This is a genomic window from Pseudomonas sp. BBP2017 (assembly GCF_003024385.1).
Taxonomy (GTDB): domain Bacteria; phylum Pseudomonadota; class Gammaproteobacteria; order Pseudomonadales; family Pseudomonadaceae; genus Aquipseudomonas.
This window is the reverse complement of record NZ_PVZN01000009.1, coordinates 1-26,394: the sequence shown is the minus strand read 5'-3', so window position 1 is coordinate 26,394 and position 26,394 is coordinate 1. Positions and strand designations below refer to the sequence as shown.

The window sequence follows — 26,394 nt, the reverse complement described above, 5'->3', positions numbered from 1 at the left end:
CTCATGCCCCCTGCGGTTCCCTGATCTTGTACCAGGCCACATACAGCGCCGGCAGGAACAGCAAGGTCAGCAGGGTGGCGATGATAATCCCGCCAATCATCGCGTAAGCCATCGGCCCCCAGAACACCTCACGGGCGATGGGGATCATACCCAGGCTGGCCGCTGCCGCCGTCAATAGAATCGGCCGTCGGCGGTGGTTGGTAGCCTCCTGCACCGCCGCCCACGGCGACAGTCCCTGCCCCTCGTACTCATCGATCTGGGTCACCAGGATCACCGAGTTGCGGATGATGATGCCGATCAGCGCGAGAATCCCGAGGATGGCCACGAAGCCCATCGGTGTACCCGTTGGCACCAGCGCCAAGACCACACCAATCAAGCCCAGCGGCGCCACGCTGGCCACCAGGAACAGTTTCTGCACGCTGTGCAGCTGAATCATCAGGAACGTGCCCATCAGGAACAGCATCAGCGGCAACACTTTGGCAATCGGCCCCTGGGCCTTGCCACTTGCCTCCACGGTACCGCCGGTTTCGACCTTGTAGCCCACCGGCAGTTTGCTGGTGAAGTCGTCGATTTGCGGTTTGAGTTCACGCACCAGGTCGGTCGGCTGGATATCGCCACGCACCGCAGCCTTGATGGTGATGGTCGGCTTGCGGTCGCGGCGCCAGACCAGCGGCTGCTCCAGCTCGTAGCGCACGGTGGCGAAGGCCAGTAACGGAATCGAGGTACCGTTGGGGGTGACGATCTGCAGGTTCTGCAGGGTCTGCGGCGAACTACGCTCACTGTCTACGGCACGGGCAACGACGTTGATCAGGTAGATGTTGTCGTTCACCTGGGTTATTGGCGTGCCACTGACAATGCTGTTCATGACAGTGGCCACGTCCTCGGACGACAGGCCAAGCTGACGCGCCTTGTCCTGGGCGATTTCCACGCGCAGTACTTTGCCCGGTTCGTTCCAGTCATAAATCATCTGGCCGATGTTGTCGTTGCTGTCGAGCAAGGTTGCCAGGGCAATGGCGTGTTTACGCACCTCGTCGATGTCCTTGCCCATCACCCGGTACTGGATCGGCAATCCTACCGGCGGACCCATTTCCAGCGACTGGACGTTGCTGCCGATACCGACGAAGTCTTCGCGCAAACGCTGCTTCAAGCGTTGCATCAACCCTTCGCGCTCCTCGAAACCTTTACTGACGATCACCAGCTGGGCGTAGTACGGGTTCTGCAGTTGCTGGTCCAGTGGCAGATAGAAGCGAATCGCGCCCTGGCCGATATAGGCGCTCCAGCGCACGATGTCCGGGTCGCCCTTGAGCGTTGCTTCAAGCCGGTCCACCGCTTTACGGGTTTCCTCGATCGAGGCGTTCTGCGGCAGGTTGAGGTCAACGAGAATCTCCGGGCGGTCCGAAGAGGGGAAGAACTGGTTCTGCACAAAGCGCATGCAGAACAACGCCAGCACGAACAGCAAAATAGTGCTGACGATGGTCAGCCAGCGATGACGCATGCACCACAACAGGCTGTGTTCGAAGGCCTTGCCGACGCGACCGGTTTCTTCTGTATGAGCTTTGACCTTGGCGTTGAGAATATGCACGCCGAGTACCGGCGCAAACATCACCGCCACCAGCCAGGAGACCAACAATGCCGCCGCGATCACCGCGAACAGGGTGTAGGTGTATTCTCCCGCCGAACTGGCGTTCAGACCGATCGGAATAAAGCCGGCCACAGTCACCAGGGTACCGGTAAGCATCGGGAATGCTGTTGAGGTATAAGCGAAGGTCGCCGCTTGCTCCTTTGTCTCGCCCATTTCCAGGCGTGTGACCATCACCTCCACGGTGATCATCGCATCGTCCACCAACAGGCCCAGGGCAATGATCAACGCACCCAGGGAAATCCGCTGCATGGTGATGCCGCTGTACTCCATGAAAATGAACACCATGGCCAGTACCAGCGGAATCGAACAAGCCACCACCAGGCCTGCGCGAATGCCCAGGCTGACGAAACTCACCACCAGTACAATGACCACGGCTTCGAACAATGCGCTGGTGAAGCCACCGACGGCTTCTTCCACCACCACAGCCTGGTCGGACACAGTATGCACCCCGACACCAACCGGCAGGTCAGAGATGACACGGTCCATCATTTTGTGCAGATCGGCGCCAAATTGCTGGATGTTGCCACCGGCCTTCATGCCAATGCCCAGGCCGATGGCAGGCTGGCCGTTGTAACGAAATTGCGGCGCAGGCGGGTCGACATAACCGCGCTGGATATCGGCGATGTCCGCCAGCCGGAAGAAGCGGTCATTGATGCGCAGGTTGACCGCCTCCAAGTCTTTCTCCGAGGCGAACTGGCCGGAAGTACGCACCGACACACGTTCAGGACCCGCTTCAATCACCCCGGCCGGGGTCACTGCGTTCTGCGCTTGCAAGGCTTGCAGCACCTGGCGCCGATCAATACCGAACGAGGCCAGCTTGCGCGTGGAGAAGTTGAGGTACAGCACTTCGTCCTGGGGGCCGATCATCTCGACCTTGCCCAGGCCGGGCACTTCGCGGATCTTGGCACGCACCTGTTCGACATAGTCGCGCAGCTGGCGCATGGTCAGACCGTCGGCGGTAAAGGCGTAGATCGAACCGTAGACGTCACCGAACTCATCGTTGAACCCGGGCCCCTGGATCCCCTGGGGGAACTGGCCGTGAATATCCTGGATCTTTTTGCGTACCTGATACCAGATCTCGGGAATGTCCTTGGAGGGCGTGGTATCCAGCAGGTTGACATAGACCGTCGACTCACCCGGCCGGGTGTAGCTCTTCACATAGTCGAGCGAATCGAGCTCCTCGAGTTTTTTCTCGATACGGTCGGTGACCTGGTTGAGCATCTCGTCCTGGGTTGCTCCCGGCCAGCGCGTCTGGATGACCATGGTCTTGATGGTGAATGACGGGTCTTCCTCACGCCCCAGGTTCATGTAGGAGAACACGCCCATCAGCAAGCCGACGAACATCAGGTACCAGACAAAGGATTGGTGCTTCAGCGCCCACTCCGACAGGTTGAAGCTTCCTTTCATCGTGGATCTTCCTCATCGACTTTGACTTTCTGACCCGGTTTAAGGCTGTTTACACCGGCTGTCACCACCCGATCACCGGCCTGAACGCCCGAACTCAACACCACACTGCCGGGGGTACGTTCCAGCAGTCTCACCTCCCGAGTGGCAACGGTATTCTGTTGCGGATCGACCACCCACACCCGGGTCTGGCCATCACTTTCCAGCAATGCTGTAGCGGGTAACTCGCTGCGCGGCGACACCGACGAGGTCAATGTGACGCTGATCGCTGTCCCCAGGTAGAACGACTTTGGGGTACTGGCCAGGGTCAGGCGCGCACGACGGGTCCGCGTGGCGGCGTCGGCCTGAGGCTCAAGTTCGCGCAAGATCGCGGTGGTGTTGATACTCGGATCGAGTTGCGAGGCCACGACAAATTTCAAGTCTGCAGACAACTGTTCAGCCAGGTAGGTCGGCAGGTCGATGACCGCCTCCTTGATATCCGGCCGGGCCAGGGTGACCACTGCCTGACCGGCACTGACGGTTTGCCCCGCTTCTGCCTGCCAGTTAGTGACCACAGCAGCGTGATCGGCCTTGAGTTCGCTGTAGCCAAGCTGATCACGCGCCTGGGTGAGGGCGGCGCGCGCCTGCTCCAGGGAGGCACCCGTAGTTTTCAGATTGGTCTGGGCGATGTCCAGTTGCGCCTGGGCGCCCACGCCACGATCGAACAACTGTTGCTGGCGGCGCGCGTCGGCCTGGGCATTGATCCACTGGGCCTGGACCTTGGCCAGATCGCCCTCGGCAGCACGTAGCTGGTTGCGCTGATCGGCCGGATCAAGGCTGGCCAGTATATCGCCCGGTTTCACCTCGCTGCCGACATCGACCCAGCGCCGGGCAATACGACCGGCCACGCGAAAGCCCAGGGTGCTCTCGTACCGCGCCTGGATGGTGCCGGCAAAGCGGCCGAGACTGGCTTGTACCTGCGGCTGAACGATCATCGACAGCACCGGACGGATCGGCTCAGACTCCGCGGTATTCTTTCCACAACCGGCAAGAAAGAGCATGCTGCACAGGCTCAGTGCGACTGCTCTCATTGTGCCACCCCACTGTCCTTGAGCGTCGCGATCTCCACCTGCATGCCCGGGTTGAGCAACTGCCCCCCTGCCACCACCACGGTTTCCCCTCCTTTGAGACCTTCACCGATCACCACCTTGCCGATGAGATAGCGCCTGACCTTGACCTGCTGCAGTCTGACCTTGTTGCCCTCATCCACCAGCCACACGGCCGGATCATGCAGGGCCTTGGTCAACGCCGACCAGGGCAATTCGATACTGGGCTTGCCCTGGGCATGACCCGTGGCGCTGACCGCCGAACCCAGCTCCATACCAGGCGGCACATCGCGCAACGCCACCTTGACCTGCACTGTGCCGCTCTGTGCCGATACGGTCGGGGTAATTTCACGCACATGGCCCTTGGCCTGGATTTTCGGGTTGTCCACCAGGCTGACAGTGATCGTCTCGCGGTTGGCCGGCGCGACCAGCAAGGATTCGTAGACATTGAACACCGCATCACGCTCGCCATCATGGGCCAGGCTGAAGATCGGCGCCGTAGCTTGCACCACCTGCCCTACTTCGGCCTGGCGATCGGTGATGACCCCGGCCGCATCGGCCACCAGTGCGGTGTAGCTCAGCTGATCACGGGCATTGGCCAGTTGCGCCTGGGCGGCCTTCAAGGCGCTCTGGCTACTGCGCAGCGCAGCCTGTGCCGAGTCGTATTCACTCTGGCTGGTATAGCCCTTGGGCAACAGTTTCTGCTGACGGACAAATGCGGCGGCGGTCTGCGTCACCCGCGCCTGTTCGGCGAACACTTCGGCCTTGGCCGAATCGACAGTGGCTTGCAGGTCTTTGGGGTCGAGCCGGGCCAGTACCTGGTTGGCTTTCACGTGATCGCCGACATCGACGCTGCGGGAAATGATCTTGCCACCCACGCGAAACGACTGATCCGCCTGCACCCGCGCCTGAACATCGCCAGTGAGGGTTACCGACGCAGCAAAATCACTGGATTGAACACGTTGTACGGCTACTCTGGGCAGCTCGATTTCGGCAGTGTTCTTCTCGCCGCAGCCCGTTAGCACGAGCGCCGAGCCAAGACTGACAACCAATACAGTACGCAACACCGTCATGCAGGCTCCTTGCATGTGTCAGATCGATACAGAGATGCGAGTGTTAGCGTAGATCAGGGTTTGAGCGGCCGCTGTAACTAATGCAGTTCCGTTGGCTCTTCACGAAATCCCGGGGACTATGATCCTTGGGTTGGCATTTGAGGCTGCGAGCTTATCCATTCAATGCGGCGCCCAGTACCCATGCTCGTCAGCTGGTCAGTTTCCTGTTGCAGTAGCTTGTGCGAGGGGCCGCATAGGCGGCCCTGAATAAACCTGTGGTTTTGACTTCATCCAGTAGCGCTTCCACCAGCACCAGGCTCATCTCCAGCGATTGCTCAGTAGCCCAGAGCAAGCCGCACACTTGTGCATTGACCATGTCACTGGCGTGGGTGATGCTACAGATAGACTAAGAGGTTAACTGGGTTTGGCAAGGCTTTGCCTTGCATCGCAGGCAAAGCCAGCGCCTACCTTATCTTTACAAGATCAGCGCCGATTGGCAGCCCGGCAGCGGGCTGGAGCCTATGCTTTAGTTCGGAACGCCCAGCCGTGAAAGAATACCATTATCATTGAAATGATAGTGATCTCGGGATAGTAGTCGGTGATGTCTGGGGTAAATTGGAAGCGAAGCAGTTTTCTGTTTGCCGCAGCATCAAGATAAAATGCAATCATCATTGAGTTGTATATAAGACTGAAAAACACTCCCCACGTGTTAAACCGAAGTTTTATCAGCCAGCGGTTTAGCAGCAACGAAGCGGTGGTACTGAGGAGCACAAGAAAAGAAAATCCAAAAATGTTCATTTTTTGTATTCATCATAGAACTGATCTGCTGTTACAGCATCTACCCCGATCTCGAACGTCAATGCTTTTCGACTCATTTGCTTATATGCCCGTTCACGGCCTGTATTAATGAATCTGAGCTACAGAGACATAAGCTGGCCCCACCATACTGCCTCTACTTCTGGGCATGCCTCTTGGGGTGTAACCCCATGGGATGGGCAGTGACAAGCTCCTACCTTATCGTCACAACATCAGCGCCGATTGGCAGCCCGGCAGCGGGCTGGAGCCTATGCCTTAGTTCGAAACGCCCACCAATGGAACAAGACCATGAACATTGATGTTATCGAAATCGCCGGGTAGTACTCAGCGGCACTTTGATCAAATTGAAAGCACAGTAGTTTCTTGTTTTCCACGGCGTCAAGATAAAATGCAATCATCAGGGCATTATAAATAAGGCTGGCGAATACCCCCCAGGCGGCAAATCGAAACTTTATAAGGTAGCGGTTCAGCAGCAAGGAAACGGCGGCGCCAAAAAGCACAAAGAAAGAAAACTCGATGATGTTCATTTTTTGTATTCATCATAAAGCTGTTCTGCTGTTATGGCATCTACCCCTACTTCCAGCACTAATGCTTCTCTACTCATCTGCTTATATGCTCGCTCGCGGTCGCTCCTAATGAATCTGAATAGTCGCCACGCGTCAGGCTTCAACACCGGCTGCATAACTCCGGCTCCAGACAATGCAAGGTCCCCAGTCAGGTACGCCATATTCCCACTGGTTTCGCTGTAGCCTAGCTGTTTTGCAGCACCTTGATAGGCTTTCCTAACGGGCCCTTCCACATCGGTGCGTGCTGAATACAAGTTCATTGTATTTTCATAGACGTTGTTGCTGCCGTGTATCATTAGCGGAGCGCCGAGAAATGCGCACATAGTGCCTGCGGAGCCATAACACACACCGGCCCCGGTCGCGACCTGTACTGCCCCACCTATCAGACCAATCGACTGCCTGAAAATGTGCTCTGATTGGCTGAGCAGGCTCTGCTGCTCCGCTTTCAGCTCCCGCAACCCCTCCTGCGGGCTCAGCTGCCGCTCCTCCACATCCCTCACCACTCGCCGCGCGTAATAAGCAAGTTCGCGATTGAACTGCATGCGCGTTTGATCATCCTTCAGGTGTCGCGCACTGATCGTGCAGGCGAAGCCGGTAAACTGCGCTGCGGCATGGCTGACTTCCCAGAAGTCATTCATGCTCAGTTTCGATTTATCGCTCGGCTTCGCCATCACGCACTCCTCCGTGGAAAGTGGTGGGCGAAGGACTGCTCTTGGAACTTTCGGTTGAGCGAGGCGAAGTCTTGATAGGCCATGCTACGTACTCCCTGTAGGCGGACCGCGCAGGCTACGAGCTTTTTCTCCAAATGTATGTCGGACGTTTCTGAAAATCAGCCATCTTGGATTCGCTGCTTGTAACAACTTTGAAATATTTTTCGGAAGCGTCTGACATACTCGGCTAGCATTTTAGTAATAATCTGCGTGCTTCACTTACAAGTGAGTACGCACTTTGGCTCATCACGGCTATATGTCGATCACTGGCAAGAAACAGGGACTGATCTCCGCTGGCTGTTCCGGCCTGGACTCCATTGCCAATAAATGTCAATCCGCGCACCTTGACGAAATCATGGTACTTTCCTTCGCCCACAACCTTTCCAATCTCGACAACACCAAACATGCAACTCATCACCCGCTGAACATTATCAAGTACATCGATAAGGCGACCCCGTTGTTAGCGCAAGCGGTGGCCAGTCGTGAGGTTGTTGAGTGCACGCTGAACTTTTATCGCCTGAGCCTGAGCGGCCATCAGGAAAAGTACTTCAGCATCAAGATCTGGGATGGCCTGATCGTTGACCAACGCCTGGAGATGCCCCATTCAGTGCTTCTGAACGACCAGGAGGCCCAGGAGCACCTTGCTATCCGTTACAGAGACATAAGCTGGTCCCACCATACTGCCGCTACTTCTGGGCATGCCTCTTGGGGCGTAACCCCATGGGATGGGCAGTGACAACAACGCTGAGGGCCTGACCGTTTCTGCAAACTAACAGGCTGCTGGCCCCTCCACCCTTACGGCGGCTACTTTTCTCCAAGACAAAAGGGCCCCGCATAAGGGCGGAAGGAGCCGGCAGAGGCAAGTCCAACCTGTACAAAGCCTTGCGCTTGCTCGCTGAAACCGCCGCTGCACCTGCGCGAGCGCATCCGTGGCTGGCGGCCAGTTCAGCCTGCAGTTCCATCAAGAAGGCCTGCTGCGGCCACTGTCAGCGGCCGAGCTATCGGATGGAACCTTGCGCTACTTGCTGCTGGTAGCGGCGTTATTGAGCCCCAGAGCGCCCACCATGATGGTGCTCAATGAGCCGGAAACCAGCCTGCACCCGGACCTGCTACCGGCGCTGGCACGCTTGATCACTCGCGCCACCGAGCATTGCCAGGTGTGGGTGGTGTCGCACGCACGGCGACTGGTGGCCGCGCTGGAACAGGATGCGACCTGCAACTCGATTGTGCTGGAGAAGGAACTGGGACAGACCCGGGTGGCGGGTCAGGGCATGCTGGATGAGCCGGCCTGGTATTGGCCGGATTGAGCTCACCTCAGATCAGATTCTTGCGTGAACGGTAGGCGCTGGCCTTGCCGACGATGCAGGCGACGGGCAATTACTGACACCGCGTCGACATCATCGCCGGCAAGGCCGGCTCCTACAGAGGAATCAAGCCGAAACCGGGGTCGGCGCGCGACGCACGTCCGGCTGCTTCCAGGAATCGGCAGCGCTTTCTTCGATGGCTTGCTGGATCGCCCGGCGGCGACGTTCTTCGGCCTGACGGCTGAAGTACCAGACCATGAAGGTCACCAGCGACACCGACAGCAGGATCAGGCTGGCCACGGCATTGATCTCCGGCTTCACGCCCAGACGCACAGCCGAGAAGACTTCCATCGGCAAGGTGGTCGAGCCCGGGCCGGACACGAAGCTGGCCAGTACCAGGTCGTCCAGCGACAGCGCGAAGGACATCATGCCGCCCGCCGCCAGCGAGGGCGCGATCATCGGGATGGTGATCAGGAAGAACACCTTCCACGGCTTGGCACCCAGGTCCATGGCCGCTTCCTCGATCGACAGATCCAGCTCACGCAGACGTGCCGACACCACCACCGCCACATAGGCCGCACAGAAGGTGGTATGCGCGATCCAGATGGTCACGATACCGCGCTCCTGCGGCCAGCCGATCATCTGTGCCATGGCCACGAACAGCAGCAACAGCGACAGGCCGGTAATCACCTCAGGCATTACCAGCGGTGCGGTGACCAGGCCACCGAACAGGGTACGGCCCTTGAAACGTGTCACCCGGGTCAGCACGAAGGCCGCCAGGGTGCCCAACGCCACCGCTGCGATCGCGGTGTAGCAGGCGATCTCCAGCGAGCGCATCACCGAGCCCATCAGCTGGCTGTTGTCGAGCAGGCCGACGTACCACTTGATCGACCAGCCGCCCCAGACTGTCACCAGTTTCGAGGCGTTGAACGAGTAGATCACCAGGATCAGCATGGGCAGGTAGATGAACAGCAAGCCCACAATCAACATCAGCTTGGAGAAACTGAAACGCTTCATGCCCTGCCCTCCATCTCTTTGGCCTGACTACGGTTGAAGAGCAGAATCGGCACGATCAAGATCGCCAGCATCACCACCGCCAGGGCAGAGGCCACCGGCCAGTCACGGTTGTTGAAGAACTCTTGCCAGAGCACTTTACCGATCATCAAGGTTTCCGGACCGCCGAGCAGTTCCGGGATAACGAACTCACCGACCACCGGAATGAACACCAGCATGCAGCCGGCGATGATGCCGTTCTTCGAGAGCGGCACAGTGATCTTCCAGAAGCTGTTGAAGGTGCTCGACCCCAGGTCCGACGCGGCCTCAAGCAGGCTCTGGTCGTGTTTGACCAGGTTGGCGTAGAGCGGCAGGATCATGAACGGCAGGTACGAATAGACCACACCGATGTATACCGCAAGGTTGGTGTTAAGGATCTGCAACGGTTGGTCGATCAGGCCCAGCCACATCAGGAAGCTGTTGAGCAGGCCGTTGTTGCTGAGAATGCCCATCCAGGCGTAAACGCGGATCAGGATCGCAGTCCAGGTCGGCATCATGATCAGCAGCAACAGGACCGTCTGGCTCTCCTTGCGTGCGTTGGCGATGGCATAGGCCATCGGATAGCCGATCAGCAGGCACAGCAACGTGCTGAAGAAGGCCATCTTCAACGAGCCCAGGTACGCCGAGATGTACAACTCATCCTCGGTCAACAGGCCGTAGTTGGCCATGTTGAGCACCAACTGCAGCTTGTCTTCGACATAGCTGTAGATTTCGGTGTACGGCGGAATTGCCACGTCCGCTTCAGCGAAGCTGATCTTCAGGACGATGAAGAACGGCAGCATGAAGAACAGGAACAGCCAGATGAACGGCACGCCGATCACCATATGGCGACCTTCAGGCTTTATTCGGTTGAATGCTCGCTTGAGCTTGCGCATGTTCATGACCGCAATACCACGCCGCTGTCGTCTTCCCACCAGACGTAAACCTGATCGTCCCAGGTCGGTCGGGTGCCCTGGCGTTCAGCGTTGGCAACGAACGACTGGACGACCTTGCCGCCAGGCAACTCGACGTAGAACACCGAGTGGCCACCGAGGTAAGCGATGTCGTGAACCCGGCCGCGCGACCAGTTGTGTTCGCAGGTCGGCTGCTGGGTAGTCACCAGCAGTTTTTCCGGACGCAGTGCATAGGTGATGCGCTTGTCTTCCACCGAGGTGGTAACACCGTGGCCGACGTAGATCTTGCGCTCAAGTTCCTTGCTGGCAATGACCGCGTGACCTTCGGCATCGTCGACCACCTCACCCTCGAACAGGTTGACGTTGCCGATGAACTCGCAGACCAGGCGGCTGGTCGGGGTCTCGTAGATGTCGATCGGGCTGCCGATCTGGGCGATCCAGCCCAGGTGCATGATGGCGATGCGCTGGGCCATGGTCATGGCCTCTTCCTGGTCGTGGGTCACCATCACACAGGTCACGCCGACCCGCTCGATGATTTCCACCAGTTCCAGCTGCATCTGCGAACGCAGTTTCTTGTCCAGCGCACCCATCGGCTCATCGAGCAACAGCAGTTTCGGCCGTTTGGCCAGCGAGCGGGCCAACGCTACACGCTGACGCTGACCGCCGGAAAGCTGATGCGGCTTGCGCTTGGCGTACTGGGTCATGTGTACCAGCTTGAGCATCTCGCCAACACGGGCGTCGATCTCGGCCTTGGGCATACGGTCCTGCTGCAGGCCGAAGGCGATGTTCTGCGCCACGGTCATGTGCGGGAACAGCGCATAGGACTGGAACATCATGTTGATCGGCCGCTCGTAGGGCGGCATGTCAGTGATGTCTACGCCATCGAGGAAGATGCGCCCCTCGGTTGGTCGCTCGAAACCGGCCAGCATACGCAGCAAGGTGGATTTGCCCGAACCGGAGCCACCGAGCAGGGCGAAGATCTCACCCTTCTTGATTTCCAGGGACACATCGTCCACGGCGATGGTTTCGTCGAACTTTTTCGTGACCCGGTCGATTTTGACCAGCACCTGTTTAGGTTGCTGGTCGCCCTCGAGGGCTTTCTTATAGGCACCGGAGGCAACAGCCATTTGTGAAACTCCCAACAAGATTTTTTGCGTCCGCCCCTGCCGTGACGGACTCTGGATTTTTACTTGCCCGACTTGATCTTGGTCCAGCTACGGGTCATCAAACGTTGCACCTTGGGAGGTAGCTCCGAGTTGACGTACAACTTGTCCAGCACTTCTTGCGGTGGGTAAACCGCTGCGTCGGTTCGCACGCTCTGGTCCATCAGATCGCCAGCCTTGAGGTTCGGGTTGGCATAACCGACGTAATCGCTGACCTGGGCAATTACCTCAGGCTGCAGCAAATAGTTGATGAAGGCATGGGCCTCTTTGACATTGGTCGAATCCTTGGGGATCGCCAGCATGTCGAACCAGAGGTTGCCGCCTTCCTTGGGAATCACATAGGCCACATCCACACCCTTGCCAGCTTCTTCGGCACGGGTTCTGGCCTGGAATACATCGCCGGAGAAACCGGCGGCTACGCAGATGTCGCCATTGGCCAGGTCCGAGATGTACTTGGACGAGTGGAAGTAGGTCACGTAAGGACGCACCGCCAGCAGCTTCTTCTCGGCGTCGGCGTAATCCTTGGGGTTGGTGCTGTTGGGGTCGCGCCCCATGTAGTTCAGTACCGCCGGGAGCATCTCGTCGGCCGAGTCGAGGAAGGCGACGCCGCACTTGGAGAGCTTCTTGATGTTTTCCGGCTCGAACAGCATGGCCCAGGAATCGATCTTGTCGGTGCCCAGTGCCGCCTTGACCTTCTCGACGTTGTAGCCGATGCCATTGGTGCCCCACAGGTAGGGGACGGCGTACTGGTTGCCCGGATCGTTTTTCTCCAGGCGCTCAATCAGCGCCGGGTCGAGGTTCGAATAGTTCGGCAGCAGCGACTTGTCGAGCTTCTGGAAAGCGCCCGCCTTGATCTGCTTGCCGAGAAAATGGTTGGACGGCACCACTACGTCATAGCCGGTACGACCGGCCAGCAGCTTGCCTTCCAGGGTTTCATTGGAGTCAAAGACATCCTGCACCGGTTTGATCCCGGTGGCTTTTTCGAAATCCGCGAGGGTTGTCTGGCCGATGTAGTCCGACCAGTTGTAAATGTGCACCGTGGGCGCCGCTTGGACGCTGATCGCCAGCGTCAGACCCGCTCCAGCCAGCATGGCCTTGCGAAAGACAGAAATAGACAAGTGGGAGGTCCTCTACAAAAGTGCCCAAGTCGTACGGCAGAAATCCCTGCCGGACAAGCAAACCGGCGCGCAACTTACCTTCGATACATGCATGTCGCAAAAACAATTTGCCACTTTTCGCGATCCTGGGCGTGATTTGCACCACGCCCAGGGTCAATCAGGCTTACTTGCCCGATTTGATCTTGGTCCAGCTACGGGTAATCACACGCAGCGTGCCTGCATCCAGGTCGCTGATCGCGTACAGCTGCTTCTTCACTTCATCCGACGGGTAGATGCTCGGATCGCTGGTAATGTCCTTGTCCACCAGCGGCGTAGAGGCTTTGTTACCGTTCGGGAAACGTACGGCGTTGGTGATCTCGGCCATGATTTCCGGCTGCATCAGGAAGTCCATGAACTTGTAGGCGGCGTCGACGTTGGTGGCATCCTTTGGAATGGCAACCATGTCATAGAAGGTACCGGCGCCTTCTTTCGGAATGGTGTAGGCCAGCTTGACCTTGTCACCTGCCTCCTGAGCGCGCGCTTTGGACTGTTCCAGGTCACCCGAGTAGCCCACAGCCACACAGATGTTGCCGTTGGCCAGGTCCGAGATGTACTTGGACGAGTGGAAGTAGGCGATCGAAGGACGGACCTTCATGAACAGGTCTTCAGCGGCTTTCAGGTCAGCCTTGTCTTTGCTGTTGGTTGGCTTGCCCAGATAGTGCAGCGCTGCCGGGATCATTTCGGTCGGTGCGTCGAGGAAGCTTACGCCGCAGCTTTTGAGCTTTTCGATGTTCTCAGGCTTGAACACGGCATCCCAGGAATCGATCTTGTCGACGCCCAGCGCAGCCTTGACCTTCTCCGGGTTGTAACCGATGCCGATGGAGCCCCACATGTACGGGAAAGCATGTTTGTTGCCCTGGTCGCTGGCATCGCCAACGGCCTTGAGCAGGTCTTCGTCGAGGTTCTTCCAGTTAGGCAGCTTGGACTTGTCCAGCTCCTGGTAAACACCGGCCTTGATCTGCTTGGCCAGAAAGTTGTTGGACGGGATAACCACGTCGTAACCGGACTTGCCGGCCAGCAGTTTGGCTTCCAGGGTTTCGTTGCTGTCGAAGACGTCGTAAACGACCTTGATGCCGCTTTGCTTCTCGAACTTGGCGACGGTATCCGGCGCGATGTAGTCAGACCAGTTGTAAACGTGAACAACCTTGTCATCCGCCTGAACAGCACTGGCCATGGCACCCATCAGGGACACAGCCAACAACGTCTTGCCCAATTTCTTCATGCGTAATGCTCCAGAATTTTTTATTTAGCCATCTGTTCAGTGGCCGGCTCTTTACGGCGCAAGCTTCGGGCGACTGAAACAGTCGCTAGTCTGGCAAGTTCCAAGGCGCTCTTTCAAGGAAAGCGCGCCTCGAAACACGATGATGCCATTACGCTAGCCTAGCACTTGGCTATTTCAGCGCCTCAAGTGTCAAGTCCAGGCATTTGCGCGCCTTTTCCACCAGCTCGTCGATCTCTGCACGGCTGATCACCAGCGGTGGTGCAATGATCATGGTGTCGCCCACCGCGCGCATGATCAGACCGTTGTCGAAGCAGAACTGGCGGCAGATCATGCCGGCGCCCTGGCCTTCGAAACGGGCGCGAGTCGCCTTGTCCTTGACCAGCTCGATTGCACCGAGCATGCCCAGGCCACGCACTTCGCCCACTAGCGGGTGATCGTTCAGCTCGCGCAGACGTTTTTGCAAATACGGTGCCGTTTCCTCGTGAACCCGCTCGATAATTTTCTCGTCGCGCAGGATTCGCAGGTTTTCCAGGCCCACGGCGGCGGCCACCGGGTGACCGGAGTAGGTGAAGCCGTGGTTGAAATCGCCACCTTCGCTGACCACCTTGGCCACTTCGTCACGCACGATCACACCACCCATAGGGATGTAACCGGAAGTCAGGCCTTTGGCGATGGTCATCAGGTCGGGCTTGAGGTCGTAGTAATCGGAGCCGAACCACTCACCGGTACGCCCGAAACCGCAGATCACCTCGTCGGCAATGAACAGAATCTCGTACTTGGCGAGGATCTCCTTGATCTTCGGCCAGTAGGTGTCTGGTGGAATGATCACGCCGCCAGCACCCTGGATCGGCTCAGCGATAAAGGCGGCGACGTTGTCTTCGCCGACTTCGAGGATTTTCTTCTCCAGCTGTTCGGCGGCCCAGATCCCGAACTCGTCTGGGGTCATGTCGCCGCCCTCACCGAACCAGTACGGTTGCGGGATATGCACGATGCCCGGCAGCGTACCGCTTTGCGCATGCATGCCGCTCATGCCACCCAGCGCCGCACCGGCCACGGTAGAACCGTGATAACCGTTGATACGGCCGATGATCACCTGTTTCTGCGGCTTGCCCTTGACCGCCCAATAGTGGCGGACCATACGCAAGTTGGTGTCATTTCCTTCAGAACCGGAGCCTGTGAAAAACACATGAGTCATACCTTTCGGCGCTACGGCAGAAATCGCCTTGGCCAGTTCCAGTGCCGGTGGGTGCGCAGTCTGGAAGAACAGGTTGTAGTACGGCAGCTCACGCATCTGCCTGGCCGCCACCTCAACCAGTTCTTCACGACCGTAGCCGACCGCCATACACCACAGACCAGCCATGCCATCGAGGATCTTGTTGCCCTCGCTGTCCCACAAGTACACGCCTTGAGCTTTGGTGATGATCCGCGGGCCCTTCTCTTTCAGCTGTTTATAGTCACTGAAAGGCGCCAGGTGATGCTCACTGCTAAGGGTTTGCCACTCACGGGTTTGCGGGTTGTTGACGCTCATGTGCTTCTCCGTTTTCTGACGGCCGCAGTCCTGCGGCTGCGGGTTGATCAGACCGCAAACAGCAGGAACTCACGTTCCCAGGAGCTGATTACGCGTTTGAAGTTTTCATGTTCGGCGCGTTTGGTCGCGACGTAGCCGGTGATGAATTTCTTGCCCAGGTACGGCTCCAGGGCCTGGCAGTTCTCCATGCGCTCCAACGCATCCTCGATGGTCAGCGGCAGGCGCAGGTTGCGCCGCTCGTAACCACGACCCTGTACCGGCGCGCTTGGCTTGATGCCTTCGACCATGCCGATATAACCGCACAGCAGACTGGCGGCGATTGCCAGGTACGGGTTGGCATCGGCGCCTGGCAGACGGTTCTCGACCCGGCGGTTCTGTGGCCCGGCATCCGGTACACGCAGGCCGACGGTACGGTTCTCTTCGCCCCATTCGACGTTCACCGGCGCCGAGGTATCGGGCAGGAAACGGCGGAACGAGTTGACGTTCGGCGCGAACAGCGGCAGCACTACAGGGATGAACTTCTGCAGACCGCCGACATGGTTGAGGAACAGCTCACTCATGCTTCCATCGGCATCAGAGAAGATGTTCTTGCCGGTGCGCACGTCGACGATGCTCTGGTGCAGGTGCATGGCGCTGCCCGGCTCGCCGGTCATCGGTTTGGCCATGAAGGTGGCGGCAACATTGTGCTTGAGCGCCGCCTCACGCATGGTGCGCTTGAACACCAGGATCTGGTCGGCCAGGGCCAGGGCGTTGCCGTGACGGAAGTTGATTTCCATCTGTGCCGTGCCGTCTTCGTGGATCAGCGTGTCCAGGTCGAGGTTTTGCAGCTCGCACCAGTCGTAGACGTCCTCGAACAGTGGATCGAATTCGTTGGCAGCTTCAATGGAGAACGACTGACGGCCGGTTTCCGGACGGCCGGAGCGGCCGATCGGCGGCTGCAGCGGGAAGTCCGGGTCTTCGCAGCGCTTGGTCAGGTAGAACTCCATCTCTGGCGCCACGATCGGCTGCCAGCCCTTGTCGGCATAGAGTTTCAGTACTTTCTTGAGTACGTTGCGCGGCGACAGCTCAACTGGGTTGCCCTGTTTGTCATAAGTATCGTGGATCACCTGAGCCGTCGGCTCGATGGCCCAAGGCACGAGAAACACCGCGTTCTCGTCGGGTCGGCAGATCATGTCGATGTCGGCCGGGTCCAGTAATTCGTAATAAATGTCGTCATCGACATAGTCGCCGGTAACGGTCTGCAGCAGGACACTCTCGGGCAGGCGCATGCCTTTTTCGGCAATGAACTTGTTGGTTGGAGAAATCTTGCCACGGGTGATACCGGTGAGGTCGCTGATCAAGCACTCCACTTCGGTGATCTTGTGTTCTTTCAACCAATCGGTGAGCTGGTCGAGGTTGCTACTCATAAATACCTCAGGAGGTAAATGTCTGGACAGTCGTCAGGACACCCGGAGTGGGCCGTCCCAGACATTCTGGATGCCGCGCCCGGGTAAAGCAAAAGCCGCGCAGGGGCAGGCCGCGACGAGAGCCGCTATAGTGAAGGCAGAGGATATTCGAAGGGGCAGCGACAACAGGCAGGCTGCCCGGGCCGTCAATTATTTCAGCCGGGGGAATGCGTACAGACGCGTCGCGATAATCGCTCGCGCAAAATGCGTGCAAACCGATCTGCGAGCGGCAGGCGGTGATGCCGGTTGTCGGCAGGCGTGACATATAACCCCCGGTATTATTGATGTTATGGGTTGCCACCGAGCTTAGCCTTGTTCATTTTTTTACACAACACCCCCGTAAAAAATAGAACACGGCCCGCTCAAAATCGCTCGTATGGTACGAAAGCAGCGATTGTCTGCGCCCTCAATTGCAGCAAAAATGCCGCTTGAGGGCCATTTTAGGGCATCATGGGGTTGGCTTGACTTCAGTAGGGCTTTCCGATTGACTGGAGCTGCAAGCCCCCATTGATTGATATTTTTAACAACAAAGGTGTTGCATCATGTCGGTACCCCCGCGTGCCGTTCAGCTTAACGAAGCGAACGCGTTCCTTAAGGAACATCCTGAGGTTCTCTACGTTGACCTTCTGATTGCAGATATGAATGGTGTGGTGCGTGGCAAGCGCATCGAGCGCACCAGCCTCCACAAGGTTTACGAGAAAGGCATCAACCTGCCGGCCTCCCTCTTCGCATTGGATATCAACGGCTCCACGGTCGAAAGTACCGGCCTGGGCCTGGACATCGGCGATGCCGACCGCATCTGCTATCCAATCCCCGACACACTGTCCAACGAGCCTTGGCAGAAGCGCCCTACCGCGCAGCTGCTGATGACCATGCACGAACTTGAAGGCGAGCCGTTCTTTGCCGACCCGCGGGAAGTCCTGCGCCAGGTAGTGAGCAAGTTCGACGAGATGGGTCTGACCATCTGCGCCGCGTTCGAGCTGGAGTTCTACCTGATCGACCAGGAAAATGTGAACGGCCGTCCGCAGCCGCCGCGCTCGCCGATTTCCGGCAAACGCCCGATGTCGACCCAGGTTTACCTGATCGATGACCTCGACGAGTACGTCGACTGCCTGCAGGACATCCTCGAAGGTGCCAAAGAACAGGGCATCCCTGCCGACGCCATCGTCAAGGAAAGTGCCCCGGCGCAGTTCGAAGTCAACCTGCACCACGTTGCCGACCCGATGAAGGCCTGCGACTACGCGGTACTGCTCAAGCGCCTGATCAAGAACATCGCCTACGACCATGAGATGGATACCACCTTCATGGCCAAGCCCTATCCGGGTCAGGCGGGTAATGGTCTGCATGTCCATATCTCGGTGCTGGACAAAGATGGCAAGAACATCTTCACCAGCGAGGATCCCGAGCAGAACGCCGCACTGCGTCACGCGATCGGCGGTGTGCTCGAGACCCTACCGGCGTCGATGGCGTTCCTCTGCCCGAACGTCAACTCGTACCGCCGTTTCGGTGCTCAGTTCTACGTGCCGAACTCGCCAAGCTGGGGCCTGGACAACCGTACCGTGGCCCTGCGCGTACCGACCGGCTCACCTGACGCCGTGCGCATCGAACACCGCGTAGCCGGTGCCGACGCCAACCCGTACTTGCTGCTGGCCGCTGTCCTGGCCGGCGTTCACCATGGTTTGACCAACAAGGTCGAACCGGGCGAGCCGACCGAAGGCAACTCCTACGAGCAGAACGAGCAGAGCCTGCCGAACAACCTGCGTGATGCCCTGCGTGAGCTGGACGACAGCGAGATCCTGGCCAAGTACATCGATCCGAAATACATCGATATCTTCGTGGCCTGTAAAGAGAGTGAGCTGGAGGAGTTCGAACACTCCATCTCCGATCTTGAGTACAACTGGTATCTGCATACCGTTTGATGCGCATATCGCGGGGCAAGCCCGCTCCCACAGGTTAGTTACAACCCTGTGGGAGCGGGCTTGCCCCGTGAAGCTTTCTACAAAGCCTTCTCGAAAATCTTCGAATTACGCTGATAGTTGTACAGCGACGCCCGCGCCGCCGGCAGCCGCTCGACCCCACTGGGCACGAACCCACGCTCACGGAACCAGTGCGCAGTCCGCGTCGTCAGCACAAAGAGGGTATTGAGCCCCATCTCCCGCGCCCGCGTTTCGATGCGCTCAAGCAGCTCATCGCCACGGCCACCATGGCGATACTCGGGATTGACCGCCAGGCACGCCAGCTCCCCGGCCTCGGAATCGGCAATCGGGTACAGCGCCGCACAGGCGATGATCATGCCTTCGCGCTCGACCACACTGAACTGCTCGATCTCGCGTTCCAGCACCTCACGCGAACGCCGCACCAGAATGCCCTGCTCTTCCAGCGGACTGATCAGCTCTAGCAAGCCGCCGACATCCTCGATCGCCGCCTCGCGCACCTTCTCGAACTGCTCCTGGGCCACCAGGGTCCCGCCACCGTCACGGGTGAACAGCTCGGTAAGCAAGGCGCCGTCTTCGGCATAGCTGACGATATGGCTGCGCGCCACACCACCACGGCAGGCCTCGGCGGCGGCATCGAGCAACTCGCCCTGATAATCACTGCCCAGACGCTGCATATGCGCAGGTACCTGCTGCGGACGCAACTCTCGCACCAGCCGCCCTTGCTCGTCGAGCAGGCCACGCTCGGCTCCGAACAGCAGTAATTTGTCGGCACCCAGCTCGATGGCGGCACGGGTCGCGACGTCTTCGCAGGCCAGATTGAAGATCTCGCCGGTCGGTGAGTAACCCAGCGGCGACAACAGGACAATCGAGCGCTCATCGAGCAGGCGGTTGATACCTTTGCGGTCAACCCGGCGCACTTCACCGGTGTGGTGATAATCCACGCCCTCAAGCACGCCGATCGGCCGCGCGGTCACCAGGTTGCCGGAGGCCACGCGCAAGCGCGAACCCTGCATCGGCGAGGCCGCCATGTCCATCGACAGGCGTGCTTCTATGGCAATGCGCAGGTGGCCCACGGCGTCGATCACGCACTCCAGGGTGGCCGCATCGGTGATGCGCATGCCACGATGGTAGTGCGGGGTCAGGCCGCGACTGGCCAGGCGGGTTTCGATCTGCGGGCGCGAACCATGCACCAGCACCAGACGCACCCCGAGGCTATGCAGCAGGACGAGGTCGTGGACGATATTGCCGAAGTTGGGGTGTTCGACCCCATCACCGGGCAGCATGACCACAAAGGTGCATTCCCGGTGGGCGTTGATGTAAGGCGAGGCATGACGCAGCCAGTTGACGTAATCGGGCATAACCACAGAGCCTGTAGAAAAAGGGACAAGAACGGGAAAGCACACAGCGCTCGAAGGGTTATCGTCGGAACAGGCTTGGCGTCACGCGCAATCTCCTTTGGGAAAACGGCTGAACTCAGCGGGCAATGACCGGGCTCAGGCAATAATGTTCGATCAACTCACGCAATAGACGCACGGTTGGCTGCAAGCGTGACATTTCAAGGTACTCGCCCGGCTGGTGGGCGCAGGCGATGTCACCCGGCCCCAGCACCAGGGTTTCACAGCCCAGGCGCTGAAGATAAGGCGCTTCGGTGCCAAAGGCTACCGCTTCGGCACGATGCCCGGTCAGACGTTCGGCTACCCGTACCAGTTCCGCATCGGCGGCCTGCTCAAAGGGCGGCACTTCCGGGAACAACGGGGCATAGTCGATCTTTACCTGATGCTGCTCGGCCAGCGGCTGCAGCTTCTGGCGGATGGCCGCACGCAGCGCCTCTGGGTCCATCCCCGGCAACGGCCGCAGATCGAACTCCAGGGCGCACTGGCCACAGATCCGGTTGGGGTTGTCACCGCCATGGATACAGCCGAAGTTCAGGGTTGGTTGCGGCACGCTGAACTGGGCGTTGTGGAATTGTTTTTGCCATTGCCGGCGCAAGCCCATCAGTTCAGCCATCACCTGATGCATGGCTTCCAGCGCGCTATGGCCCAGGCTCGGGTCCGACGAATGGCCGCTGCGACCAAGGATATCGATGCGCTCCATCATCACCCCCTTGTGCAGGCGGATCGGCTTGAGCCCGGTCGGCTCGCCGATCACCGCCGCCCGCCCCAGAGGGCGACCGGCTTCGGCCAGGGCACGGGCGCCAGACATGGAGCTTTCTTCGTCACAAGTCGCGAGAATCAGCAGCGGCTGCTTGAAATCATGGGCCAGCAACGGCTGCACCGCCTCAATGATCAAGGCGAAGAAGCCTTTCATGTCACAACTGCCAAGGCCGACCCAACGGCCATCGACTTCGGTCAGCTTCAATGGATCGGTCTGCCACAGCCCCGGATCATAGGGCACGGTATCGCTGTGCCCGGCCAGCACCAGCCCGCCCGGCCCACTGCCGTAACTGGCGAGCAGATTGAACTTGCCCGGCGCCACTTGCTGGATATCGCAGGCAAAGCCCAGGTCGCCCAGCCAGCCCGCCAACAGGTCGATTACCGCTCGGTTGGACTGATCCAGCGCAGGTTGGGTACAGCTGACCGAAGGCGCGGCAATCAGCGCGGCAAACTGGTCTTTGAGCGATGGCAGCGGCATGCGCGTTCTCCTCGAGGCGAAACCCATCATAGGGCCATCGGGCACCTGGAACAAACCGCCAGCGGCCGAGTCCTGTACACTGCACGGCCAAGACGCTCCCTGTCATCCGAGCCTGGATTACCCAGCAATGCACAAAGAAACCGAAATCAAACTGCGGGTCAGCCGCGAGACCCTCGCCGCCCTGCGCGAACACCCATTGCTGAAGAAGCGCAACAAGTCTGGCTGGCAGCAGCGCGAGCTGCTCAACCAGTACTTCGACACCCCGGGGCGTGATCTGGCCGCCGCCAAGGTCGCGCTGCGCCTGCGCCGCGACGGCGAAGCGGTCATCCAGACCCTCAAGACCCGCGGCCAGAGCGTCGCCGGCCTGTCCCAGCGCAACGAGCACGAGTGGCAGCTGCCCAAAGCCAAGCTGGATCTTAAAAAACTTGACGAGCAATGCTGGCCGGCCGAACTCGCCGACCTGGACAAAAAGGCCATCAAAGCACTGTTCACCACCGATTTCACTCGCGAATACGCAGAAATCGCCTGGGGCCGCGGCAAGGCCAAAGTCGTGATCGAGGCTGCGCTGGATCTGGGCACCGTGGTCGCCGGCAAGCACAAAGAAGAAATCTGCGAGCTGGAACTGGAACTGCGCGAAGGCGAGCCAGAGGCGCTGCTGGAGCTGGCCGCCGAGCTGTCTGCCACGCTGCCGCTGTTCCCGTGCGATATCAGCAAGGCCGAACGCGGTTATCGCCTGCTCGATCCAGCCAGCTACGCGCTGAGCCTGCCGGCAGCCGAACTGAGCGCCGAAATGTCTCTGGACGACGCCTTCGCCGCTCTCGCCTGGCAACTGCTTGGCGCCAGCCAGCGCCTGGCCGAACAGTACCGTTTCAACGGCCACTGGCGCTTGCTGCAAGACTGGGTTCAGGCCCTGGCCGAACTGCGCGCCCTGGCCAGCAGCCTTGGCCAGGCCGCGCCGCGCACTACCACCGCCGCCCTGCGCAGCAGCCTCGACGCGCTGCTGGAAGACTGGCGCCCGCTGGTACTGGCCGGCAACGACGACGAAGACGTACGCCGTGCTGCCCCCGAGCAGTTCGCCGAAGAGCTGCAGGACACCCGCTGGGGTCAGTTCTCCCTGGAAACCTCACGCTGGCTGCTGGCCCGGGGCTGGACCGTCGAGCGCAACAAGCGCGGTGACCGTCAGGGTGCTGCACAGCTGGCCAACTGGCTGAACGTGCTGCTGGCTGACGAAGCCAAGGACCTGCAACTGCCCCTGTACCATCGCCAGCCTGAAGACCTGGCCGAGCAACTGCCGCGTATCGAGCGCCTGCTGGCCTGGCTGCACCATGCCCGTCAGGTACTGGAGAGCCCGGACCTGGACCGCCTGTTCGGTGAACTGAACAAGCTGCACGAACTGGCCAACCTGCCGATCAGCGATGAAGTGGAGGCTGAGGTCCGCACTGAAGTCCTGCAAGCCCGTGCCGACCAGGCCATGGCCGTGTTTCAGAGCCGCGGCTGGAAGCACCTGCTGCGCAAGTAAACCCTAGCGCAGCACCGGTAGACTCGTCGTGGACTTGATTTCGGACAAGGCCACGATCGAGTTGACCTCCTGGATCCCCGGCACCATCGACAGCTTCTCGAAAAAAAACCGTTCGTAGGCTTCGATGTCCGGGGTGACAATGCGCAGCAGAAAGTCCACTGCGCCCATCAGCACATAACACTCCAGCACCTCCGGGAAGCCGCGAATCGCCTCGGTGAATTCGGTGAAGTTGGAGCGTCCGTGGGCGTTGAGTTTGACCTCGGCGAAAATCTGCGTGTTCAGGCCGATCTTCTTGCGATCGAGCAAGGTCACCTGCCCGCGAATCACCCCCTCCTCCTTCAAGCGTTGAATCCGTCGCCAGCAGGGTGACTGAGAAAGACCAACACGCTCGGCAATCTGCGCGCTGGACAGCGAAGCGTCCTCCTGCAACAGGGCCAGAATGCGACGATCATAAACGTCCAGCTCGCCTTGCATAATTTCTCTCCAATTGTGCATCTATGCGAATTGAACAAGTCTCATATTCGCCAAAATCTCTGATCATAGAGAAAAAATACCCGCTTGCGCATGTGAAAATTTCTCGCATTGAGTCCGGAGAATCCCATGAGCGCACTTGAACGCTTTGACAGCCCGCTGCCCCCACTGCGTGACGACGTCTGGGCCGTCGGCAACCTACACAGCTGCGTGCACTACCACCTGCAGGTCGAAGCGGAGCCGGACAGCCTGTGTCGGGTGTTGAACCTGTTCGCCCTGCAGTTCCTCACGCCGCACAAAGTGCTGATCAAGCAAGCGGGTGATCTGCTTGATGTCGAGATCGAAATTGCCGGTTTGAGCTGGCACCGGGCCGAACTCATTGCACAAAAAATGCGCAACCTGATCTGTGTCGACGAGGTCCGCCTGCAACAGGCCCAGCTTCCAGACTGAGCATGGAAATGCCTGGATACGTAGATCGGCCTTGCTATTGCCCAGAGTCAACTACGCTTGTGATTGCCACCCCTTCAGGCAGCAAGGCAAGGACGCCACATGACTGTCAGCGACGAGGATCGCAGGCTGAGCCTGGACGGCCTCCTGACCGACCTGCTCGACGCCCGACTCATCAACCCGGACGCCGCTCAGCTACTGCGAACGCAGCACCTGGCCACCGACGTCCACCCACTCGAACACATCGCCCGTCAGGCCCTGCCTGACCCACGCCAACCCGGTCGGTACCTGGACCTGGAAACCCTGTGCCAGTGGCAGGCCAAACAGGCCGGACTGCCCTATCTGTACATCGACCCGCTACAGCTCGACCTCAATGCAACCACTGACCTGATGTCCGCAGCCTTTGCCCAGCGTCATGGCATTCTGGCGATTGCTGCGGATAACCAAGGCGTTACCGTGGCCAGCGCCGAGCCCTATGTCAGGTCCTGGGAAACCGATCTGGCCCAAGTGCTGCGACGCCCGATCAAACGCGTGCTGGCCAGCCCCGTGCAGATTCGCCAGTTCAGCCAGGCGTTCTTCCACCTCGCCCGCTCGGTCAACGGCGCCAGCCGCCAGCCGATCACCTCGCCATCATCGGACAAGGTTGAACAATTGCTCGAACTGGGCGCAAACGGCCAGCAGCGTGAGGGAGATGATGCCCATATCGTCACCATCGTCGACTGGTTGTTGCAGTACGCCTTCGATCAACGCGCCAGCGACATCCATCTGGAGCCCCGACGCGACCAGGGTCATTTACGCTTTCGCATCGACGGCTTGCTGCACCCGGTCTATCAGTTCCCCGCCGAGGTCACCCTGGCAATAATCAGTCGCCTGAAAACCCTCGGGCGCATGAACGTCGCTGAAAAGCGCCGCCCCCAGGATGGCCGGATCAAAACCCGCCTGGCGGCGGGTATTGAAGTCGAGCTGCGTCTGTCGACCCTGCCCACCACCTTTGGTGAAAAGCTGGTGTTGCGTATCTTCGACCCTGCGCTGCTGCAGCAGGACTTCCACCAGCTAGGACTGGAAGGTGACGACCTGCTGCGCTGGCAAGCGCTGATCGGGCAACGCCACGGCCTGATCCTGATCACAGGGCCGACCGGCTCCGGCAAGACCAGCACCCTGTACGCCACCCTCAAGTACCTGGCCACACCGCAGATCAACCTGTGTACCGTCGAAGACCCGATTGAAATGGTCGAGCCCGGCTTCAATCAGCTACAGGTCCATCCGGCGATCGACCTGGGCTTTGCCGAAGGCGCACGCGCCCTGCTGCGCCAGGACCCTGACATCATCATGATCGGTGAAATCCGCGACCTGGAGACCGCCCAGGTGGCCTTCCAGGCCGCACTGACCGGCCACCTGGTGTTATCCACCCTGCACACCAACGACGCCTGCGGCGCCATCAACCGCCTGCTTGAGCTGGGGGTTGCGCCGCACTTGATCAAGGCCGGTTTGATCGGGGTAATGGCCCAGCGCCTGGTACGAACACTGTGCCGGGCCTGTAAAGTTAGAGCGCCTTCTGGTGAAGTCGGCTATCAGGCCAGGGGTTGCAATGAGTGTCGGCAGACTGGCTATCACGGGCGCACTGGCATCCATGAACTGCTGTGCATGAGCGAGAAACTGATCAGCCAGATCCGCAGCGATACCGACCTGACCATGCTGCGCCGGCAAGCCCTCGACGAAGGCCTGATAAGCCTGCAACAGCGCGGCGCGCAGAAGGTAGTGAATGGCCTGACCACAGCGGCGGAAGTGCTGCGTGTCACCCCAGGGAACTAGATGCGGGTGAACCGATCCAACCTGCCAGTTAACCTCAGTTGGAGTCACCCGTAGATGCGTCTCAAACTTGCAGTTGCGACCCTTGCTCTGCTTTCCTTGCCAGTCGGTTCCGCCATGGCCGATACATTCTGGCGCAATGTCATTTCCTCCGGCGCGACCACCGCTTCCTCCTACCTGACATCCAAGGATCACAAACTGGTGGTAGCAGCGCAGGATGATGCGGGCAGCTTCGTTGCCAGCGAAGGAGCAATTCGTGGCCCGTACCTGGAGGCGGCCATTCAGAAAGTCCGGGCCGACAATCCAGGCCTTGAGGTCAGCGATATGGACCTGGCTCAGGCGATCCTGGCCAAGAATGCTGTAGCGCAGTAATTCATCGCGGGGCAAGCCCGCTCCCACAGAGATCACACCAGCCCTGTGGGAGCAACTGTCTTCACCATGCTATTCGTCACCGCCATTCGGTACCGTCGCGTAGCATGGCGTTCAGCCTGATCAGCAGTATCCGCATGCAGGCAATGAGCGCGACTTTCGCGCTCTTGC

General features: G+C 59.3%; 21 protein-coding genes and 1 pseudogene. 7 read left to right on the top strand and 15 right to left on the bottom strand.

Going from position 1 to position 26,394, the window contains the following annotated elements:
• Nucleotide 1: 1 nt before the first annotated feature.
• The 5 genes from C6382_RS12990 to C6382_RS12965 all read right to left on the bottom strand — a co-directional run bounded on the left by C6382_RS12990 (nucleotide 2) and on the right by C6382_RS12965 (nucleotide 7,236).
• A complete protein-coding gene (locus C6382_RS12990) occupies nucleotides 2–3,049 on the bottom strand; it encodes an efflux RND transporter permease subunit (protein WP_107024846.1) in 3,048 nt (1,015 codons plus the stop codon).
• Complete coding sequence (locus C6382_RS12985; protein WP_371919617.1) at nucleotides 3,046–4,086, bottom strand: efflux RND transporter periplasmic adaptor subunit; 1,041 nt, start codon at nucleotides 4,084–4,086, stop codon at nucleotides 3,046–3,048. The genes C6382_RS12990 and C6382_RS12985 overlap by 4 nt, the downstream gene beginning before the upstream one ends.
• A gap of 26 nt (nucleotides 4,087–4,112) precedes the next feature.
• Nucleotides 4,113–5,204 (bottom strand): efflux RND transporter periplasmic adaptor subunit, encoded by a 1,092-nt coding sequence (locus tag C6382_RS12980; protein ID WP_107024844.1) that lies wholly within the window; start codon nucleotides 5,202–5,204, stop codon nucleotides 4,113–4,115.
• A gap of 1,043 nt (nucleotides 5,205–6,247) precedes the next feature.
• The gene (locus C6382_RS12970; protein ID WP_107024842.1) at nucleotides 6,248–6,526 is read right to left on the bottom strand and encodes a hypothetical protein; all 279 of its coding nucleotides are present in this window, start codon (nucleotides 6,524–6,526) and stop codon (nucleotides 6,248–6,250) included.
• The gene (locus C6382_RS12965) at nucleotides 6,523–7,236 is read right to left on the bottom strand and encodes a DUF4225 domain-containing protein (RefSeq protein WP_107024841.1); all 714 of its coding nucleotides are present in this window, start codon (nucleotides 7,234–7,236) and stop codon (nucleotides 6,523–6,525) included. Before C6382_RS12965 ends, C6382_RS12970 begins: the two co-directional genes overlap by 4 nt.
• A gap of 277 nt (nucleotides 7,237–7,513) precedes the next feature.
• Here C6382_RS12965 and C6382_RS12960 point away from each other — a divergent pair, with 277 nt between their 5' ends.
• Together C6382_RS12960 and C6382_RS12955 are read left to right on the top strand one after the other, a co-directional pair.
• The gene (locus tag C6382_RS12960) at nucleotides 7,514–8,011 is read left to right on the top strand and encodes an Hcp family type VI secretion system effector (protein ID WP_107024840.1); all 498 of its coding nucleotides are present in this window, start codon (nucleotides 7,514–7,516) and stop codon (nucleotides 8,009–8,011) included.
• Between the two features lie 193 nt (nucleotides 8,012–8,204).
• Nucleotides 8,205–8,582, top strand: a pseudogene (locus C6382_RS12955) (AAA family ATPase); the annotation flags it as partial.
• Between the two features lie 123 nt (nucleotides 8,583–8,705).
• Here the strand turns inward: C6382_RS12955 and C6382_RS12950 are convergent.
• From C6382_RS12950 to C6382_RS12920, 7 genes are all read right to left on the bottom strand, one after another.
• On the bottom strand, nucleotides 8,706–9,596 hold the full coding sequence (locus C6382_RS12950) for an ABC transporter permease subunit (RefSeq protein ID WP_107024839.1): 891 nt from the start codon (nucleotides 9,594–9,596) through the stop codon (nucleotides 8,706–8,708).
• Nucleotides 9,593–10,513: an ABC transporter permease subunit gene (locus C6382_RS12945; RefSeq protein WP_107024838.1), complete on the bottom strand. Its 921-nt coding sequence runs from the start codon at nucleotides 10,511–10,513 to the stop codon at nucleotides 9,593–9,595. The genes C6382_RS12950 and C6382_RS12945 overlap by 4 nt, the downstream gene beginning before the upstream one ends.
• Nucleotides 10,510–11,652 carry an ABC transporter ATP-binding protein gene (locus C6382_RS12940; RefSeq protein ID WP_107024837.1) on the bottom strand — a complete coding sequence of 381 codons (1,143 nt, stop codon included), beginning with the start codon at nucleotides 11,650–11,652 and terminating at the stop codon, nucleotides 10,510–10,512. Before C6382_RS12940 ends, C6382_RS12945 begins: the two co-directional genes overlap by 4 nt.
• Nucleotides 11,653–11,711: 59 nt before the next feature.
• A complete protein-coding gene (locus tag C6382_RS12935; protein WP_107024836.1) occupies nucleotides 11,712–12,806 on the bottom strand; it encodes a polyamine ABC transporter substrate-binding protein in 1,095 nt (364 codons plus the stop codon).
• 163 nt (nucleotides 12,807–12,969) lie between these two features.
• On the bottom strand, nucleotides 12,970–14,067 hold the full coding sequence (locus tag C6382_RS12930) for a polyamine ABC transporter substrate-binding protein (protein ID WP_107024835.1): 1,098 nt from the start codon (nucleotides 14,065–14,067) through the stop codon (nucleotides 12,970–12,972).
• A gap of 169 nt (nucleotides 14,068–14,236) precedes the next feature.
• Entirely contained in the window at nucleotides 14,237–15,595 is a 1,359-nt protein-coding gene (locus C6382_RS12925) for an aspartate aminotransferase family protein (protein ID WP_107024834.1), read from the bottom strand.
• Nucleotides 15,596–15,642: 47 nt separating this feature from the next.
• Complete coding sequence (locus C6382_RS12920) at nucleotides 15,643–17,001, bottom strand: glutamine synthetase family protein (protein ID WP_107024833.1); 1,359 nt, start codon at nucleotides 16,999–17,001, stop codon at nucleotides 15,643–15,645.
• 581 nt (nucleotides 17,002–17,582) lie between these two features.
• Between C6382_RS12920 and C6382_RS12915 the strand changes: the two genes are divergently transcribed.
• Entirely contained in the window at nucleotides 17,583–18,959 is a 1,377-nt protein-coding gene (locus C6382_RS12915; RefSeq protein WP_107024832.1) for a glutamine synthetase family protein, read from the top strand.
• A gap of 77 nt (nucleotides 18,960–19,036) precedes the next feature.
• Here C6382_RS12915 and argA read toward each other — a convergent pair whose 3' ends face one another.
• Both argA and argE read right to left on the bottom strand, forming a co-directional pair.
• Nucleotides 19,037–20,335 (bottom strand): amino-acid N-acetyltransferase, encoded by a 1,299-nt coding sequence (argA, locus tag C6382_RS12910; protein WP_107024831.1) that lies wholly within the window; start codon nucleotides 20,333–20,335, stop codon nucleotides 19,037–19,039.
• A 115-nt stretch (nucleotides 20,336–20,450) separates the two neighbouring features.
• Nucleotides 20,451–21,608 carry an acetylornithine deacetylase gene (gene argE, locus C6382_RS12905; protein WP_107024830.1) on the bottom strand — a complete coding sequence of 386 codons (1,158 nt, stop codon included), beginning with the start codon at nucleotides 21,606–21,608 and terminating at the stop codon, nucleotides 20,451–20,453.
• A gap of 127 nt (nucleotides 21,609–21,735) precedes the next feature.
• Between argE and C6382_RS12900 the strand changes: the two genes are divergently transcribed.
• The gene (locus C6382_RS12900; protein ID WP_107024829.1) at nucleotides 21,736–23,127 is read left to right on the top strand and encodes an inorganic triphosphatase; all 1,392 of its coding nucleotides are present in this window, start codon (nucleotides 21,736–21,738) and stop codon (nucleotides 23,125–23,127) included.
• Between the two features lie 3 nt (nucleotides 23,128–23,130).
• Here C6382_RS12900 and C6382_RS12895 read toward each other — a convergent pair whose 3' ends face one another.
• Nucleotides 23,131–23,601, bottom strand: a complete 471-nt coding sequence (locus C6382_RS12895) for an Lrp/AsnC family transcriptional regulator (protein WP_107024828.1) — start codon at nucleotides 23,599–23,601, stop codon at nucleotides 23,131–23,133.
• Between the two features lie 126 nt (nucleotides 23,602–23,727).
• On the opposite strand from C6382_RS12895, the gene C6382_RS12890 reads away from it, so the two are divergent.
• The 3 genes from C6382_RS12890 (at nucleotide 23,728) to C6382_RS12880 (ending at nucleotide 26,226) form a co-directional block, all read left to right on the top strand.
• Entirely contained in the window at nucleotides 23,728–24,048 is a 321-nt protein-coding gene (locus C6382_RS12890) for a hypothetical protein (RefSeq protein ID WP_107024827.1), read from the top strand.
• Between the two features lie 99 nt (nucleotides 24,049–24,147).
• Nucleotides 24,148–25,857 (top strand): GspE/PulE family protein, encoded by a 1,710-nt coding sequence (locus tag C6382_RS12885; RefSeq protein WP_107024826.1) that lies wholly within the window; start codon nucleotides 24,148–24,150, stop codon nucleotides 25,855–25,857.
• Nucleotides 25,858–25,911: 54 nt separating this feature from the next.
• Nucleotides 25,912–26,226 carry a DUF2388 domain-containing protein gene (locus C6382_RS12880; protein ID WP_107024825.1) on the top strand — a complete coding sequence of 105 codons (315 nt, stop codon included), beginning with the start codon at nucleotides 25,912–25,914 and terminating at the stop codon, nucleotides 26,224–26,226.
• The last annotated feature ends 168 nt before the right edge of the window (nucleotides 26,227–26,394 follow it).

Bases quoted from the DNA above. Each gene is read 5' to 3' on its own strand.
- C6382_RS12990 (WP_107024846.1), bottom strand. From the start codon at position 3,049: ATGAAAGGAAGCTTCAACCTGTCGGAGTGGGCGCTGAAGCACCAATCC.
- C6382_RS12985 (WP_371919617.1), bottom strand. From the start codon at position 4,086: ATGCTCTTTCTTGCCGGTTGTGGAAAGAATACCGCGGAGTCTGAGCCG.
- C6382_RS12980 (WP_107024844.1), bottom strand. From the start codon at position 5,204: ATGACGGTGTTGCGTACTGTATTGGTTGTCAGTCTTGGCTCGGCGCTC.
- C6382_RS12970 (WP_107024842.1), bottom strand. From the start codon at position 6,526: ATGAACATCATCGAGTTTTCTTTCTTTGTGCTTTTTGGCGCCGCCGTT.
- C6382_RS12965 (WP_107024841.1), bottom strand. From the start codon at position 7,236: ATGGCGAAGCCGAGCGATAAATCGAAACTGAGCATGAATGACTTCTGG.
- C6382_RS12950 (WP_107024839.1), bottom strand. From the start codon at position 9,596: ATGAAGCGTTTCAGTTTCTCCAAGCTGATGTTGATTGTGGGCTTGCTG.
- C6382_RS12945 (WP_107024838.1), bottom strand. From the start codon at position 10,513: ATGAACATGCGCAAGCTCAAGCGAGCATTCAACCGAATAAAGCCTGAA.
- C6382_RS12940 (WP_107024837.1), bottom strand. From the start codon at position 11,652: ATGGCTGTTGCCTCCGGTGCCTATAAGAAAGCCCTCGAGGGCGACCAG.
- C6382_RS12930 (WP_107024835.1), bottom strand. From the start codon at position 14,067: ATGAAGAAATTGGGCAAGACGTTGTTGGCTGTGTCCCTGATGGGTGCC.
- C6382_RS12925 (WP_107024834.1), bottom strand. From the start codon at position 15,595: ATGAGCGTCAACAACCCGCAAACCCGTGAGTGGCAAACCCTTAGCAGT.
- C6382_RS12920 (WP_107024833.1), bottom strand. From the start codon at position 17,001: ATGAGTAGCAACCTCGACCAGCTCACCGATTGGTTGAAAGAACACAAG.
- C6382_RS12915 (WP_107024832.1), top strand. From the start codon at position 17,583: ATGTCGGTACCCCCGCGTGCCGTTCAGCTTAACGAAGCGAACGCGTTC.
- argA (WP_107024831.1), bottom strand. From the start codon at position 20,335: ATGCCCGATTACGTCAACTGGCTGCGTCATGCCTCGCCTTACATCAAC.
- argE (WP_107024830.1), bottom strand. From the start codon at position 21,608: ATGCCGCTGCCATCGCTCAAAGACCAGTTTGCCGCGCTGATTGCCGCG.
- C6382_RS12900 (WP_107024829.1), top strand. From the start codon at position 21,736: ATGCACAAAGAAACCGAAATCAAACTGCGGGTCAGCCGCGAGACCCTC.
- C6382_RS12895 (WP_107024828.1), bottom strand. From the start codon at position 23,601: ATGCAAGGCGAGCTGGACGTTTATGATCGTCGCATTCTGGCCCTGTTG.
- C6382_RS12890 (WP_107024827.1), top strand. From the start codon at position 23,728: ATGAGCGCACTTGAACGCTTTGACAGCCCGCTGCCCCCACTGCGTGAC.
- C6382_RS12885 (WP_107024826.1), top strand. From the start codon at position 24,148: ATGACTGTCAGCGACGAGGATCGCAGGCTGAGCCTGGACGGCCTCCTG.
- C6382_RS12880 (WP_107024825.1), top strand. From the start codon at position 25,912: ATGCGTCTCAAACTTGCAGTTGCGACCCTTGCTCTGCTTTCCTTGCCA.